A 17550-nucleotide genomic window follows, 5' to 3' on the forward strand; every position below is an offset into this window, starting at 1 on the left:
TAATAATACATGATCACATCGCTAATAGGAGATCATTTGAATTCGCTTTTTGAGGCTTCCATAAAAGGAATTTCTTCTTATGATTTTGAGTCAATAACGATTTTAAATCGTTTAAAGATCACGGAGATCACTCGGAAAGTTGAATTGGGAGGGACATCGTGGAACAAAGTTCTTTCTTCACAAAAACTCATTGACTTTGTAAACAACACCACAATTTCTGATGAGATTTTGGACCAGTTGTTTAAAACCAGGTTTCCGGCATCTGAAATTGAAACGGTCCTTGATTCCTCCTTTTTTCAGGAAGTGTATGATAGGCTGAGTGAAGGATTAAAGGCAAGGAACACCTACTATTACTCGAATAGGGACCGTCTTAGTTTTCCTGACTGGTTTTTAGATACTTTGGCTTATCTTAGGGTCTATTCCGATACGCCATTGGAAGAACTGGTCGAAACAGTTTCCGGCATGAATTCAATAGGTTACATGGAATATCATTATCCGAAAATGAGAATTGACGAACGAGTAAGACTCATTCGGCTGTGGGGATCATCCTACTTAAACGTTGAAGAAGTACCATGGGATGAACGGCTTGAAATTTACAAAGACTGCATTCCTCATATCGAATTTTTTGAAGCTCTATATGAGGTGGTCGGTGAACCTACATCAAAGAAGATTTTTTCAGTACTTCAGGGAACACTGCGAAATTCGGAAAATGCCGAATCCCTTTGTGAGGATCTCAAGAAGCTCTTGTATACCGTTAGCCCGCCTCTCCTTGCTGAATGGTTTGAGCAACTGTATGGTGAACAGGACCTTGTAGTACTGGATTCGGAAATCCAGAAGTTGTCGGAGAATGTCTATTCCCGAGATTCCACCAACGTATATGCCGTTATCTATGGAGAACAATCACTTGCCTCTGATGCGCTTAAGCATGCACATGAATATGCTCCCCATCATATCAATCTGCTGAAGCATTGCATTGAATCCAGGAAGAAAGGATTCCTTCGCCTTATCTTGAATGAGAAGGCGAGAGAGGTATTCGTTAAATTAACTAGGTACAATCTCCTTTTCACCGAGGAATTTCGGACGATTATTAATCTCAACAGCTTGAGTGAAAGGAATCTTGTGGCACTGTCTATCATGATCAGAGAAGAGGAGCATCTGAGACTCTTTAATATGGATATTCCTTTAACCTTCGAGGAGTTTCAATTCCTCTATGGCAAATCGAACATGGATATCGATTTTTACTACAGTCTCATTGAGGATTTCACTGTTGGGGAACGGCTTCGGATTGCACGGGAACTGCCAGAGTTGAAGACGGTTAGGAATTTGTACCAAACTGATGAAGACCTATTTGCTGCTGTCAAAGATTTGGTAAAAGTCATGCCGATGAAACAATGGGTAAAAGAAAAACACCTTTGTCTTTCAGGAGCGGAAGACCACCATTTCCTTAAGGTATTGCTTCTGCCGTCACTGTTTGAAAAGTTCCTGACGAGTCTGAAAAAGGGCAGTGATGTAGACTTTATTCTGAATGAAAGGGAATTGTTGGCTATTGCTGACTCGCTTGATGAAGCAAAGCTTATGTTCGTTCAAAGGAATAAAGCCTGCCAGTTCCTGTTTGAGAAACTGAATGTTTCCAGCGATTTCATTCAGAAGTATAAAGTCAACATTGTCGATTATTACGAACGCGGGCTATGCGAAATTTTTCAACATCTGTACCAGAGCAAGAAATTTGAATCGTATCAACTGCAAAATCTAAACTTGATTACGAAAGCGGAACTTTCTGGAAAGCTAAAGGAAATCAAGTTCGTACAAGAAGACTTTGAACTCGAAATTGGCATGCCAGTGACAAATCAAGTCATCAAGGAGTGGATGAGAAACCGGAGCATTCAAATGAAAGAGATATTGGTCCATGAGACATATGATTACGAGACAACGCTACGCCTCGGTCAATATCCGGTTGAAACTTGTCAGCATTGGGATGACGGGAAGTATTCCCGCTGTCTCCTCAGTAACTTTGATACAAACAAGAAAGTGATTGTGGCCAAGGGGCGCAAAGGTCATGTTGTGGCCCGCGCGATCATTCGTTTAACAAAAGGCTCCGAAAAGTTCATTACGAAGAAAGAACCTTTCAAATCTAAAAGGCTTGGTTTCAAAGACGTAGAGGCTCATCAAGAAGGGGAAGTGATCGAAGACGTAATCGAGCCAAAAGAAGAGCTAATTTTGTTCCTGGAACGTTGCTATACAAATATGGATGGTGAACATGGAAGAGCGGTTCGCCGAGAAATCGTTAAGTTGGCAATGGAGAAGAGCAAGGAGCTCGGTGCCAAGTTGGTTTTAGCTGACGAATACGCTTCTGATGATTTGGAAGAGCTCAATTCCTTTGTAACGGATTACTTCCACATCTTCATTTCGTTTTCGAAGAACGGTTTTCAATACTTGGACAGCCTCTCTGGTCAAGCTATTGAAGAAAACGAGGGACACTTTAACAAGGGGAAGGTCATGTTCCAAGTGGCAGCATCCTAAATCGCTAAATACAAAGCTCGACCCCTTTGGGAGCGAGCTTTGTTTATTTACTATAATTAATCGACCATTTTGATTATGCATCAATTATCGCGAAAAGTAATTCCGCTTGTAGGGCGCTTCGTTTTGCGACCTTATCACGAGATAAGGGAATAATGTTTTACTCAAGATTATCTATTGGTTACTCCGCGAATCATCTTGATCGTCAAGGAGGCTCCTGGAATATCGCAAATTGAGCGGCCGTATTTTTGTAAAGCGAAATCCATAGCCATAAAAAGATCATCATCAATCGTAACATTATACAGGTAATGCGGCGCATAAGCAATCATGTCTATTCCCTGGTCCTCATATTGATTTGGTGTAAGCGGTGTGCTTCCCACAAGCAGCGTTTGAACATCTCCAAGACAGGCCAGTAAGGTAATGTGCGTATCAATCTTCGGATTGATGAAATATAGAAGATGGGGGAACAGACAAAACAAGGAGTAAACCCAATCCCGGACCTCTTTTATCTCGTAAACTTGCTCAGACGTGTCATTATACCCATCGAAAATAAACACCACGCTTTGATAAGCTGCGCGGCCTTTTGTAGTTAGTTGATGAAAATATCTTTCAATTCCAGTGGTGCTTTTTTGCTCGATTACAGCTCGTGTTATGGTCAGACCCACGACATCTTTCATAGAATTCCCTTCCTGTGTGTTATGGAGAAGATACCCCCGCTTCCGGAGGAAGAAAAGACACTTTCTTACCTCGATTTAAAATTAAGTGGAACCACGTTCGATCCGCCTTGTCCAGGCCGGTTAAAACGCTTTGGGCGATTATCATGATTGATGCTTTGATGTTGAAGGGTTGTACAGGATACTTGCTTTTCAGAGAGCCATTTGCAGAAAGAAATGATGAACTTCGGCATAGATACGACAAGCCCAATCAGAAGCGAAAGCACAACGGTAAAAGCGAACACCACCGGGAACAGCCAGAAAACGACAACCGAAGTGAGGTTTGAAAATCGAGGGGAAGCAAATTTCCAAGCATGATAAAGGGACAAGATTAAATAGCCCCCGAGGAAGGCGATACCGATGCGATCTATGGACGGCATCCGTGTGAACAGATCTGTACCAAAGACAACCACACCGATAAGAAGACAAATGAGATACTGCTGAATTTATTGTCCATTATAATTCACCTGCCTGATTAATATAACTAAAGTATAAAGGAGACCGGAGGGACCTGTCACTTTTCTATTGTCTTGATTTTACACGTTTGACTTGCTATTTTGGAGCTACCACATCTACTAATTTAAATTCATCTTACAAGTTGAAACTGCGGTCTTGTAGCGGTTTCTTTATGCACGATTATCCTTCATGATTTACATAGAGAATGATTTTTAATATAATGAATTTAATTACATACTAGGTAAGGGGAAGCACCCCTAACAAGGTTATTGTGCCTTGTTAGGGGTGCTTTCGTTATGTCATCCGGAGTAGGTAAAGTATTCGTTACGGTATTGGTGGAACATTAGAGGGAGTCTGAGGCTACTTACGAATTTTCAAACATCGAAAAGTAGGCCCATACTTCAGGCATCGTTTATTCATGATTTTACAGAGGAGGAATGGAAGGGATGTTAAAACGAATTGGTTCTTACTTTTTTTCCTTATTTCCAAAGAAGAATAAAAGTGGTGAAGTTATTGTTGAACGCGATATAGAATGTGAGGTATCCAAAAATCTAAGTGAAACAGAACAGACTGAACCACTCATGGATGATAGTTTAAGAAACGATTATGGCGACGACGAATACGACCCATATGAAGAAAAATATCAACCAATGTTTGATGTGTTCTCTGATTTAGTAAAGGGTACTCGTTATGAACGATTTGCAGGGAGAACCACTTCTCTTTGGGCATTCGAATCTCTTTTATCCGACTCTTCTGCAGGAAAAACAAGAATATCGGCAAGATTTCGGCTCGAACCGGAGATCCGGTTCGAAATTGATGCTTATCACATAAGTTCGTCGGACTTTGAAGTTTTAAAACGTGTGTTGGAGATTGCGGATGTAGAGGCCAATGATCCTGAAGAATTTGAATACGCTCGTTTCGAGTTTGAGATTATTCAAAATGCAGATGATGTTGCATTCCAAGAATGCTATCATCCTCATTACTCGTCGTACAATACAGTAAAAGGGAATATGTATGACGATAATATTGACACGTACGGCACATGTCTCAGGATTATGGCGGTAAGAAGTTATCTTCTTTATAACACGGATACCAACGAATTCATCCTGACGGATGGCCGCTATTGGTGTCTTTAAAGTCTGGTCCCATACATTTATGGAATGTATATATAAAGGAAACAGGGGCGTTAAAGTTGAAAAGAATCGTGCTATTACTGAGTATATTCCATCTTGTTTTTCGAACGGTAAAATGAACACAAAATAATAAGGATATCAGTAAACTCCCGTATTTCGAGACGATTTGTACTCAGCTTTTTGAGGCAGTAAAACTTAAAAATACACAGAAAGAAAAATGTACATAATTCTCAGTATGACCAATGATTCCATATACCTTTTTGGTGCACCCTCATGTTATGTTCATTATGGAGGGTTTTGCCTATGTTGAATCAACCATTAAAACCTATGCTGCTTCATCCCCTACATCCGACCCAGATAAAGAAGAGCTGGAAATCAAGCATAAAATGGGATGGATTTAGGATTCTGATACACTATGATCACGGTAAGGTTAGAGCTTTTACAAGACACGGGACAGATGTCACATCAAGGTTTCCCGAATTGATGAATATTACACTTCCCGTAAAGACAGCAATATTGGATGGGGAATGTATTGCGTTTGATTTAACGCAACCAAAAGATCAGCCTCCGAAGTTATGGTGGGATGATGCAATGGCTAGATTTAATACGAAAAAGGAAGCTGCTGTTAAGCAAATAGCTACAACACTAAGAGCACACTTTCCGTTGTGGGATATATTGTTTTTAGATGGAAAATCAATGTTGAACATGGGCTTTATGCAGCGCAGAGAGGCGCTTACAGCGGTAGTAGAGCCATCGGAAACTCTATCTATAACTCCTTTATATGATGACGGTGAAACTTTATTTTTGAAATCTAAAGAGCTCGGATTAGAGGGGATCTGTCAATATAATCCTAATGGACACTTGGTATTAAATAGCCGGTCAAAAGATATCGTAAAGATAAAAGCTTATCAGTATATTGTTTGCCAAGTAGCTTCAGTAAGAATCAAGGGTGGTTTTGGCTGGGGATTATCAATCAATGGCTCGTATGTTGGTGTAATGGAGTTCCCTCCACGTTCTGAAGAGATTCGCTCATTTAACCGGATGTCAAAGCAGTTTATTCGGGGGGAAAAGAAAGACTGGCGTTTTCTAGATCCGGTAATAAGTTGTAAAGTTAAATTTCAATGTTTCACAAAAGACGGCAAACTTCGGTCACCAAAATTTGAGGAATTCTGTACACCTATTCTGTATAATTCGGATCGTTTCATAAGTAAAGGCGGAATGGTATAGATGCCGTTTCGTCCTTTAAGTGATTTGAAATTAATAAACTTACACGGGGCCGGCTATCTTCAGGCCGATACTCCTCTTCGAGAGCTTATTTTCTCTGGTTTTGTATAATGCATTAGGATCGTCTTGATAGGCAACTGAAGCCTTACAAATCCACATCTTGCGCCGCCGGATCAGGATTCGTAGATTGTTCGAAAATACCATGTTTCGTTTAAATAAAATAGTAAAACCCTTTAAACTGCATTATTACTAAGGAGATTTCTGTCATTTTGTTCGTTTTTATGGTAAAGTTATAGAGAGGTGAAAAAGATATGAAACAGACGAGCCGCTTCATGCGATCGCTTACTTCCAATATCCACCTTTATACCGCGCAAATGGAACGGACGCCCATCGCAGTTTTTGTCGCGGGTGAACTTGTAGGAAGCGGTAAGATCCAAGAAATAACGGAGAATAGTGTTAAGATCGGTGATGCGCGGTATCTTCGCACAGTGTGCGAATTTAAATACGTGGTATAGGAATGTACAGACCCACCAGCGCACGGTCGGTGGGTATCTAGTTGACAAACGATTATTTTTTAAGCTAAAATCGTGCTATCTTACCTAAAAGGAATTGCAATTTGATTTTTGTTTTTTAGATATGTAATTGCATATTATTAACGTACCTATAAGGATTTGAAATTTGGTTTTTATTTTTCAAAAATGTGTTTTATCGTACCTAAAAGGGGTAAGGGGCCTGCGATTGCAGGCTCTTTTTCATTCCAGATCAATCATCGCATTTTCCACCATTTCTGGCACGTTTACGTCCATCCAGACCTCTTCCCAACGGGCCAGCGTAGCCTGCCAGCCTCCAGAGTTTGCAGACGAATATTCTTCCCAAGTCATTTCGCCAGCATCATCCGGTTTATCATTTGTCCACCACTCGCCCAAATCCTCTTTATCGAGTGGGCGGAAGCTGGTTATGCGGTAGATCGGTACGTATACCTCACCTTTCCGGTCTCCAAGTGTCGGACGATTGTTCTCCGTGTTTGGGAACGCTACAACCCGGATTACTCCGTCTTGGTCGCCGTAAACCTCTACTTGAGAGCCATATTTGATCAGAGTCGCCTTTTCAATCGCTTTTTTAATCGAGTTTTCGACTTCGTCCCGTTCAAAGACGGTGCTGTCGATTACAATTTCGTCCATTTCTATTCTTCCTCCCCATTTGTGATGAGCTGATATCCGCGCCGGTGTAACTCTGCAATTAGATCGTCCGTGCTGACATTGGCAAGCCGGGATTCTATCGGTGCCGTCCGCTGCGTCTCCCAATGTTCGAAAGCGGATACCTTGTCGACTTGTTGCAACACACCGTCATTTTGGACGATATAGAGGATGTTTTCTGTGTTTTTCCCGCTCCGGTTATCTTTCTGGCCAGAAGCGATCACGTCCCCGGGGGTGCACTCAATGTAGAGTTTGCCTCCGGCCTCGTCTCCCAGGTAGCTGCCGTTACTGAAATCGTATATCAACTTGGGCCCGTTAAAACTAACGTGTGCGATCCACGGTTTGCCGTATCGGCGGGAATTGTACGGTTGAATATCAATAGTCACTCTCAAAGCCATCTGCTCCTTATCAAATATTATTAAAGATCAATCTATGTGAAGGTAGCCCGGCCGGGCCGACTCGTGGTGGATATCCGCGACCATCACTCCAGGGCGTCCGCTTCCGCTGCGAGCGTCAGATGGTCGTTTATATTCATCTCGCATTCCATATTCATGTAATCGTATATTGTCATGTATCCATTAGCAGGCTCCCGCAGTACCGGCAGTGTTTAAGATCATTCCTGATCACTACCAGGATTGATATCCACCATAACGCTCAGGCTTGCCGTAATCGACCACTTATTACAGTCTCCCCATAATGTCACCCTCCTTAATATAACTCTACTCTACCAAATTGTTGTTTGTATATCCAAATTCATGACGGCAATAATACAAATGATATAAGCGGCGTCACTGATTTACTTCTCGGCCATAACTACCCTTGTATTGGGATAGTATAGGAATTAACCTCGCTTCGATATCTTTCAATCGCGCCTCATCAGCGACGCGGGTATCAATGTCTTTTTGTACCACTTCCAAAACGGATGAAACCACCATCCAGGGTAACGGGAATATGATTGTACACATCAACGAAGCGCTAGGTCAAAAACGTTTTAAGAACGCTTGAACTCTGTTGACTACGTATCCTACAAGGAACGTAAACCGGAGTGGGATTCCTGTTAAAGCAAAATGTGGCGCTCAGGTGGTTTAATTCGTGACCCCGACGTCCACCTGGTTAAGTTGAGGCAAGAATGTGGCGATACATGTAGTTCGTCAAATTTGCTTTCGTAGTTTTAAAAAAAGCCCCTCCGAAAACGGAGCGGCGAGTAATTTCATTAGTTTTCCTCTACTTCACATAATGTTCATATCGAAACCAACAGAATGCAACTAGTTTCATTAAAAAATAGGATATCTTAAATAGTAGATTTATATAAAAATCAAAGGGGGAAATCAGGATGAAAATGTTGTCCTTTTTAAAATCTAAGGAGCCCTGTATTAATATCATCACTCTGGTCTTGATCCACTTAACATTAGGTTTCCTTGATCGAGTCTACTATAATTTCACACGAGAAGCATTGATAAATGAACAGGTTGAAAAGATGAGGCTTGAGGCTTCAAACATCAGCATCTCAATCCAGTTATCAAGAAAAGGTGAAAAAGTAGTAGAGGACCTTATTGGTCAAAACCTTCGGTCAGCTGCGCTATTTGCCCAGTCTAATCTTAATCCAGATATTGAAAAGGTATCTAACGAGGACCTTGATAAAATTAGTAAGAAAATCGGTGTGAGTCACATTACACTGATGAAGCGCTCAGGGAATGACATTATCGGTTACAAATCTGACGAACCAGAAGAAATTGGAATGAGTACAAAAGGGTGGCGGGGATACTGGTATCAGGCATTTAACGAGTTGTTGAATAATAAAAATACGACCGTACCTGTTGGTCAAATCTTGCCAAATTACTGGGCAGGCCCAATTAACACTTCAATGACAGATCCTCATTACGTCAACATGTGGGGTTACTATTACGACGGGACAACCAATTACATCATAGACCCATTCGTTCATGATACAGTATTTAGGAATTATCAAAAGGAAACTGGCGTAGATGCGCTGATTAATCAAGTGGTCGCAGACAATTCAAACGCAGTAGAAGAAGTAACCGTCTTTAATCCTCTGACATTTCTAAAGGAGCAGGAACAATTCAAAAAGAACGGTGTGGTTTGGTATTCAGATAGAGAGATACTTTTTGGTACATACAACTACCAAGACCAGCAGGACTCACAATATATAAAGCACGCCTATGAAAGTAATCGAGAAGTTTCCTTCGAGTCGAACATAAACGGCAAGGATGTGTTGAAATCGTATATTCCGCTTCACTTGGAATTACCTGTTGTAGTGGGTTTGGTATCGAATACCGATCAAATCGATGCATATATGTCTACCTTGCTTAGTAAAATGCAGGTAACGATCGGGATTGCCACGCTGATTACTGTTATCGGTCTTTATCTGATTTCAAGGTACTACACTAGAAGTAGATTGGCAGCTGCGGAGTCCGTACAGGATGTATTTGTTAGTAATGTCGATCAACTCTTCACTTCCATTAAAGAGCAGCGACACGACTTCAACAATCATATTGCCACTATCCAATCACTTGTTACCAATGAGGAATACGATGAACTGAAGAAATTCACGAAAGAACTCGTTGGAGAAACAACCGTTATAAATGACATAATCAAGATCAACTCGCCGGCACTTTGCGCCTTGATACAATCGAAAATTACCGAAGCCTTGGATCGGAAGATTTCCTTTGATCATGAAATGATTGGTATGGATCGAATTTCGCTAGATGTTTTGAAAAGTACAGACTTGGTGAAAATTGTTAGCAATCTGATAGATAATGCCTTTGAAGCCGTAGAGCAGCTGGAAGAAATAGATCGAATAGTTGAGTTGACAGGTTCTGTGGAAAATGACCGGTTGTGCTTTAAGATTTATAACAAAGGAGTTCCTATCCCTGATGCTCATGTTGAGAAACTCTTTGAAAAAGGATACAGTACCAAGAAAGAAAAAGGGAAAAACTCCGGGCTTGGTCTTTTCATTGTGCACAAGATCCTTGAGCAATATAACGGCAGGATTACCGTAGATTCTAAGCAGGACGGGAATACTTTCTCAGTAGAAATCCCAATGTAGCGAGTTTCAATAATATTAACTTTAAAGATCGTACTATAACAGGCTATGCTCAGAAATTATTTGAGGATTATGTTTCGGATGCGCTGTTCGATGCTCAAATCATGTATTTCGAGTCAGGATTGGAGGGCGCTCCGTGAACTTGTCAAGGAAGATAGTCGACCTATCTATAAAAAACAAAGCGTGATGTAAGGTTCTGGGAACAGATCACGCGGCCGAAGCGGTTACTGGCTTCTATACCAAGTTTGGAGACGGCGCTGCTGATCTTACACCAATTTATCGCTTGAACAAACGGCAAGGAAAGATGATCCTGAAGGCCATCTGCCCGGAACAGCTTTTTATGAAAACTCCAATCGCAGATTCGGAGGATGATCAGCCCCAGTTGCCGGATGAGGTTGCTCTCGGTCTAACCTATGATGAAATCGACGACTACTTAGAGGGGAAACTGGTGCCGATTGAGACGAGAGAAAAGATCGAGGGACGGTACCTGCATATTGAGCACAAGCGTCAGCAACCCATCACCGTATTTGATGACTGGTGGAAATAAATGAAGTAGGTACGAGAGAACTCGCTTTAGAAGCGGGTTCTCCTTTTTTGCATTGGAGGAATTATGAACCTTAACCTCAAATGTTTACCACATTTGTTTCGTGTGATATTATGAGACTAAAGTGAATACTTCAAAACGCGAAGCACGCGCAACCCATGTGGTATGTTCGTGCTTCTTTTGCGTTCAGAACTTGAATCGGAAGGAGATTAATAAGTGATGATTGCTCTTGAAGCGCTGTTTGTGAATCAGTATGTAGAGCTTGAAGATGCTGAAGGAAATATGCTGGTAGCCCAAATTGATGATATTGGATCGTACTCTTTTCAGATTGGTTCGATTCTTAGTAAGCACCGGGTGTCGATTCCTGGTTTGGTTGCACAGGAAGTCTTTGTCTATTTTCAGGGAGGAGCTGGAATTAAGTATCAGTTCAAGACTAAGGTAATTGCTCAGAATGGAACTTCTCCGATTAGACTTCAACTTACTATGCCTCAAGATGGAGAAATCCTGAGAGTGCAAAAAAGAGAATATTTTCGTGTGCCCGTCGAATTGAATTTTGAATTGGAAAATAAACAAATCGGACATCCCAACCGTCAGTATAGAACAAGAGATATTAGTGGAGGAGGTCTATCTTTCATTACATCCGAACGTCCATTCCAGGATGATGAGACGGACCCTAAAGGTATACTGTTTATCGAAAATGGGGAATCTACCAGTATGATTCCATTCGAAAGTCGTGTTGTATATCAAAATCCGACTACCCTTGGTTACCAAGTGGCCCTTAAGTTCACGAAAATCCGGGAATCTCATAGGGATACGATTATCAAATTTTGTATGAAGGAGCAGCTTAAACGAAGAAAACTTTGAACAATTGTCATCTCAAAGCTGTAGTTTCATACGGTACCGGTCGACGAGTCAGCCGGCTCTTTAAAGACAACCTAAATTTGGATTGCTCATCTCAGTAAATGATGAGAAAGAAGCGTAAGTGGGGTAAAAGTGCCCGCGGTTTGTTGTCGTTATGAATTCCTTATGGTAAGATAATAATAAGAAAGACGGGGTGCCAGCCCCGTCCCAGGACAACTTTGTGGGCTAACTACTCACGGAGATTCGTTATTTCGTGTGAAACAAGCGAACCCTGCCGCAAGGCGGTCACCCTTTTGGGCGGTGGGTGTTCGCTTGTTTCTTTTTGCGTCTCCATCTGTAAAGCTTCCTTAAGCTGAGCCAAAGGCTCAGAAGGGTTGCTACAAATTTGAGCAGCAGGTAAAGAAAATTAAGCGTGGTCATTGGTACATCACCTCCTTTACAGGAAGTTTCTCCATGACCAGAGCCCACCGTTGTCCTATCATTCATTATAGCAAAGACTCTATTATTTGGCTCGTTTTGCTAATACATTCTGGACATTGGACAACAGTAGCTATATAATATGGTTAACTAAATACCCGAATGCGAGGAAGCACCCGCACTTAGAGGATCTAAGTGTGGGTGCTTCTTTTTTTATGGGTTTTCCGGGGTGAGGAGGGAAACAATGAAAGTTATTGATGTCCTAATTGAATTGCTTGAGACTGGAAAAAAAATATTTGGTAGTGGAGAGTGCGAACTCGTGACGAGCGCTTTGGGGACTGAAGATGAAGCGCTCCGAACATTCGTACAACTCATTAATCAAATTGTGCGTTATGATCGCAGCGAGACCATTTACGCATATTTTGAGGGGAAAATAAATCAGAATAATGCCCTTCTACAATTGGTTATTGATGAGCCTAAAGAGCCTATGACCGATTCACTAGCTACCTTGGTAGATACGGAGTCTAATAAGCGACGTAAAGGCAAGGTAATATCAATCCAAAGCAAACGAGGAAGAAAATCCATCTACAATAAAAATACTTGTATTCAAGCATTGCGTACTGCTTCTGAACACCTCGGAAACCGTTTCAGCCGAATGGATTATGTGAATTTCACCAAGCAACAAAAGGGCTTTCCGAGTGCTGACACTATTGCAAAACATATCGGAAAAAATACAACTTCTTGGGTGAAAATTTTGTCTTTTGCAGGCATTGATTGTAATGCGAATAAAGTTGCGAAGTGAAAGGTCGTACGGCATTTATAACTGGGAACAGGGGGGAGACGTTAATGCCACTGTTACTATGTATGAGCAAGGCTTTTCAGTCTACGAATAAGTCTCGAGATCAGTGAATTCGATCTCCCTGTCCTCAACTAAACATTATTTAAAATTATTTACTTTAAACACATGTAAGTGTATAATCTTACTAACTGAATACTTTCAAACGAGGAAGCACCTCGATATAGGCTAAGATGCCTAATATCGAGGTGCTTTTTTGTTTTCTGGTCAAAACGGGTGTTCAGAGTTCATAGCTAAAAGCTATACACTAACTTACATGTGAATGCAGAGGGTGATTCGATGGCAGCAAGAACTACGTAGTAGGAAGGCAAGATGGTAACTCATAGGAAGTCCAGTGAGGTATAGATATCTATCTCTAAGCCTCGAATAAAATGAATGAAGAGGTGAGTAGTAGTTGCATAGCTTTAAAAAGTTGTTCTCTATTATGTTGTCAGCAGCGTTGCTAATAAGTAGTTTTGCGGGGTTAGGTTCAGCAAAGGCATCGGGATCTCAATATGACGTATCCGTTAAGCAATTTACTCCTGATAATGATAACTTTATATCGGTTCGTTCAAACTCTGACGGTAGCAAAGCTATTGTTCGTGGCTCTTATTATATGTATTTGTATAATGACTCAACTAGTCAGCTTGAGCCTATGTCATTCGTTGGTGGAATTCTTGCAAATACAAAGGACTTTTCTAAGTTGGCTTATATCAAGAGTTCAAAAACGTATATTTATGATTCAAATTCTGATACGCATACTGAAGTGGCTAATTTCTCGGCAGATTTTGCAGATTTCTCGGAAGATGGCTCTAAATTAGCTTTTTCGCAAAAGTCTACAGGTTTCTTTTATTACGACCAATCAACTGGAGTAACTACACAAATCAAACCATCTACTGTAAATTCGGGGTATAGTAATTTGCCTGCGGATATAAAATCTGCAGTGGGCAAGCCCATTATGATTACTCCTGACGGAAGTAAGCTGATTTTGCTTTTGTATCGAGATAGTAATGTTTTGCAAGCACTTTATTCATATGATTTAGGAACAAATAAAATGAAGTATCTCAATTATAGATCCTTCCCTAATTCATGGCTTGCAGACGGGAGATTGTTTTATAGTACAGACTGGAATGGGGCATATGACTATTATGCCATGGATGTTGGCACTGGAACATCTGAGAATTTTAATATTAAGTCCGGAAAGTCTTCTCCTTATACAGCGCCAAATGTTAAGATTAGTGCAGATGGAAAGCTCTATTTCAATGGTTCATATTTCATTGTTAGAGACACCGGAACCAGACTTTCTGCTAATAAGATGAATGAGGAGCTCTCGAGGGAGGGTTACATTGCTTATTACACAGAATCCAAAGCTCTATATAGAGCAGACTTTTCCCAGTATGTTGCCGATGAGAATAAAGAAGCTTCCGACACTGTTACAACTCCATCTTATAGTCAAGGTAGAGTAACGCTGTCCTGGCTACCAAATCCGTCGTCAGCATCTTTGGGGTACACCATTTATCGTAATGGTACGAAATTGTCTACATTAAATCATGCTTCTCTTACTTACACAGATCAAACCCCGGTAAGAGGGGAAGTTAATACTTATTCTATTGAAGTGGACGGTCATAAAACAGATATACAAGTTGCAGTGCCTGCCGATACAGAAGTGGCAATTGGTAATAAAGTTACTAGGATCGGGGATTATGTGATTTTAGGTTCTAAAAGATTTCAGGTCTTTGGAGATAACACTTTGATTGCTGAGCCTGGACAGTTCTCTGATTTAGCTGGTCCTACTGGAACTAGAGGAGGCTCCAGCGATACAAGTGTATCAGCCATCACAAACTTGTCTTCTAACTTTTATAATGGTCTGGATGATGAGACTAAGAAATCTGTAACTCAACATAAATATACTTTATATGAAAAAGGGGATACGCAGCCATATACCGTTGTATATAGCTATCTTGGTTTACCAACTGCTACCCAACTTCAGTCCTCTGAGTTGTACGTAGCGGGTACATGGACATGGACGTATAATAGCTCAGAGTCAGCTTTGAGATCTATAAACTCTTCTGGCAGTTGGGGTAATACAACTTATCAAACAAGTCCTGTTCGCCCTATTTTGCATCTCAATCCTAAAGCTAATGTACTTTGGGGCACTGGAGATAAAATTGATCCTCTCTTCATTAGCGGCCTATCTGACACATCGGCGCTTGTAGCACCGACTAATGTTCAGATAAAAGACATTACTTCTAACAGTGCAACGTTCACTTGGGATTATGCAGGCAATGCAGGATTTGAACTAAAACTGAATGGTTCTGTAGTTTACTCTGGCATAAATAAGACTTTTACAGCTACAGGCCTTAATCCTTCGAATGTTTATATGTATTCTATAGCTGCAACTGATGGTTCTTCTGTGTCTCCAGCAGTTACTGGTAACTTCAAAACTCTTGACGGACCTGTTAAACTACATGCTCCCGCTAACTTTGTTGCTACAGACGTAACAGAAACATCAGCAACTTTAAAGTGGGATGTTGTAGAGGGTGCAGAAAGTTATGTTCTCATGAAAGATGGTGTACAGGTGTACTCCGGACCTTCTACATCATATACAGTAATGGGGTTAAGTCCTTCTACACCTTATCGTCTTTCTCTGAAGGCAACAGCTACCGGCAAAGAAGATAGTTCGGAGGTGCTTTTAGAGGTTACTACCAAAGGCGAAGAAGTTATCCCATATCCATCTAATTTTACTGTTACTGATGTAACTTATAACAAAGTTAAGTTGGCCTGGAATCTAGTGCCTGGTGTTGAAGGATACATCCTTCAACGTAATGGTGAAGATATTTACATCGGAACTAATCTTTCATATGAAGATGAAACTGTTGAGCCTGAGACAAATTATGTTTATGCCTTGAAAGCGTATAAAGGTTCAAAAGAGGGTTTGCAGACTGTAAAGAGCGTTAAGACTCCTAAAAAGCCAGGTAAAGCACCCACAGAGTCTCCAGTTCTTAAAGTTACTAGAGCCTACCACGATAAGGTGAATTTACAATGGACTTCAGTAACTGATGCAACCTACTATCGTATTTATAGGAATGACGCATTAGTTGGTGAAACAACTTTGAATGTATTATCTGACCAAACTGTAGGTCCTGAATCGGTATTTCTTTACAGAGTTGTAGCTGGGAACGATTATGGTGTTACAGAATCTCAGATTGTTCAAGTCTCTACTCCATCTGAACCTGCTGTAATTATCATCAATCCTTCTGTACCTTCTGAAGGCACCATTAGTTGGGAATTTAAAACTATTCCAGAAGTAGATAATTATTATGTGGAAAGAAACCCCGAGTGGCATTATTTTAAGAACCCAGATGGAACTTTCCATGTATCGTACAAAAACGAGGCCACTGGAGAGACTAAAGATCTTGGGAATGTCGAGGAAGTGAATGGTAAGTTGCCCTTCACTGAATCTGGAATAATTCCGGGGCAAGACTATCATTACGATATTCTTGCGGTAGTTAAAAATCCTGACGGCTCGGACACAGTTGTTGGTCAGACTCCAGTAGATGTTACAACACCGAACGATGGTAGTGGGGTAACTGTCCCAGGTCCTGGAGATGATGGAAGTACACCAACTGATCCGGACAACGGCGGTTCCACTCCAACCGATCCAGGCAAAGGGGGAAACACTCCAGATGATGGAACTGGTTCAGGTGGATCGGATGGAGGTTCTTCTGGCGACGGTTCCAATAACACGGGTTCCGGTGGTTCTGGCGGAAGTTCTGGAGGGGGAAGTTCAAATGGAGGGACTTCAAATGCTGGTACAACGGCACCTTCAACAGAAAACCCGTCTACGGGTGATAGTCCATTGGAGGAAGGCCAGTCTTCTGGAGATATTCCAGCGGGTGTTAATGACCAGACAGGCGAAACTCCAATTGAGTTTACAGATGTGATTCCTGAATATGCTAAGGATGCTGTTGACTATCTGTCCGCTAAAGGAATAATCAAGGGACGTGCAGATGGTTCGTTTGAAGCAGATGCTCAAGTGACTCGTGTTGAATTTGCAATAATGTTGGTGCGCTCTTTAGGTAAAGAAAGTTCTGTTGGATACCAAGGAGGATTTATTGATGTTGACACATCTGCTTGGTATGCAAAGGAACTTGCAGCCGGCCTTAATACGGGCGTAACAAAAGGTTTTACAGATGGCACCTATCGTCCTAACGCAATCATACCTAGAGAACAGGCAGCTATCATGGTGGCTAATGTCTTGGATTACAAAGACCCTACTAAGTATGATTTTACTGACTATAGTAGAATTATCGAGTGGGCCAAAGAATCTGTAAATATTGTAGCTAACGCGGGTATTATGACCGGGGAGCTAGACGGTTTCTTCAATCCAAAGAAGCCAATGACTCGTGCAGAAGCTGCCGTAGTAATTTACAGACTTCTTCACAACTAAGTGTTGTTAAGAGGGGAAACGAGATTTCCCCTCTTATAGAGTACTTAGTTTGAGTACAAGCTGAAGTTAGCTACTGGCATACGCAGCAATGGTTATTATTGGTGGTATCGAATCCGTGATAATAGAAACTAACTCTATAT

Annotated in this window: 10 protein-coding genes and 1 pseudogene; 8 read left to right on the forward strand and 3 right to left on the reverse strand. The window is 41.2% G+C overall.

What is annotated here, in order from left to right:
- Positions 1-9 precede the first annotated feature (9 nt).
- On the forward strand, positions 10-2520 hold the full coding sequence (locus tag EHV15_RS34680) for a hypothetical protein (protein ID WP_128635831.1): 2511 nt from the start codon (positions 10-12) through the stop codon (positions 2518-2520).
- Between the two features lie 167 nt (positions 2521-2687).
- Here the strand turns inward: EHV15_RS34680 and EHV15_RS34685 are convergent, their stop codons facing one another.
- Entirely contained in the window at positions 2688-3194 is a 507-nt protein-coding gene (locus tag EHV15_RS34685; protein ID WP_128635832.1) for a hypothetical protein, read from the reverse strand.
- 938 nt (positions 3195-4132) lie between these two features.
- Here EHV15_RS34685 and EHV15_RS34690 point away from each other — a divergent pair.
- Both EHV15_RS34690 and EHV15_RS34695 read left to right on the forward strand, forming a co-directional pair.
- Complete coding sequence (locus EHV15_RS34690; protein ID WP_128635833.1) at positions 4133-4822, forward strand: hypothetical protein; 690 nt, start codon at positions 4133-4135, stop codon at positions 4820-4822.
- 300 nt (positions 4823-5122) lie between these two features.
- A complete protein-coding gene (locus EHV15_RS34695) occupies positions 5123-6046 on the forward strand; it encodes an ATP-dependent DNA ligase (protein ID WP_128635834.1) in 924 nt (307 codons plus the stop codon).
- Between the two features lie 749 nt (positions 6047-6795).
- Here EHV15_RS34695 and EHV15_RS34705 read toward each other — a convergent pair.
- Both EHV15_RS34705 and EHV15_RS34710 read right to left on the reverse strand, forming a co-directional pair.
- Positions 6796-7224, reverse strand: coding sequence for a hypothetical protein (locus EHV15_RS34705; RefSeq protein WP_128635835.1), 429 nt, complete (start codon positions 7222-7224; stop codon positions 6796-6798).
- 2 nt (positions 7225-7226) lie between these two features.
- On the reverse strand, positions 7227-7631 hold the full coding sequence (locus tag EHV15_RS34710; protein ID WP_128635836.1) for a hypothetical protein: 405 nt from the start codon (positions 7629-7631) through the stop codon (positions 7227-7229).
- A 941-nt stretch (positions 7632-8572) separates the two neighbouring features.
- On the opposite strand from EHV15_RS34710, the gene EHV15_RS34715 reads away from it, so the two are divergent.
- From EHV15_RS34715 to EHV15_RS34735, 5 genes and pseudogenes are all read left to right on the forward strand, one after another.
- Positions 8573-10306, forward strand: a complete 1734-nt coding sequence (locus tag EHV15_RS34715) for a sensor histidine kinase (protein WP_128635837.1) — start codon at positions 8573-8575, stop codon at positions 10304-10306.
- 190 nt (positions 10307-10496) lie between these two features.
- Positions 10497-10850: pseudogene (gene nadE, locus EHV15_RS34720) on the forward strand (NAD(+) synthase); the annotation flags it as partial.
- Positions 10851-11066: 216 nt separating this feature from the next.
- Positions 11067-11711, forward strand: a complete 645-nt coding sequence (locus tag EHV15_RS34725; protein WP_246062139.1) for a flagellar brake protein — start codon at positions 11067-11069, stop codon at positions 11709-11711.
- Positions 11712-12369: 658 nt separating this feature from the next.
- On the forward strand, positions 12370-12927 hold the full coding sequence (locus EHV15_RS34730) for a hypothetical protein (protein ID WP_128635840.1): 558 nt from the start codon (positions 12370-12372) through the stop codon (positions 12925-12927).
- A gap of 448 nt (positions 12928-13375) precedes the next feature.
- A complete protein-coding gene (locus EHV15_RS34735; RefSeq protein ID WP_128635841.1) occupies positions 13376-17410 on the forward strand; it encodes an S-layer homology domain-containing protein in 4035 nt (1344 codons plus the stop codon).
- Positions 17411-17550: the final 140 nt, after the last annotated feature.

The organism is Paenibacillus oralis (assembly GCF_003863965.1).
In the GTDB taxonomy this organism is placed as follows: Bacteria; Bacillota; Bacilli; order Paenibacillales; family Paenibacillaceae; genus Fontibacillus; species Fontibacillus oralis.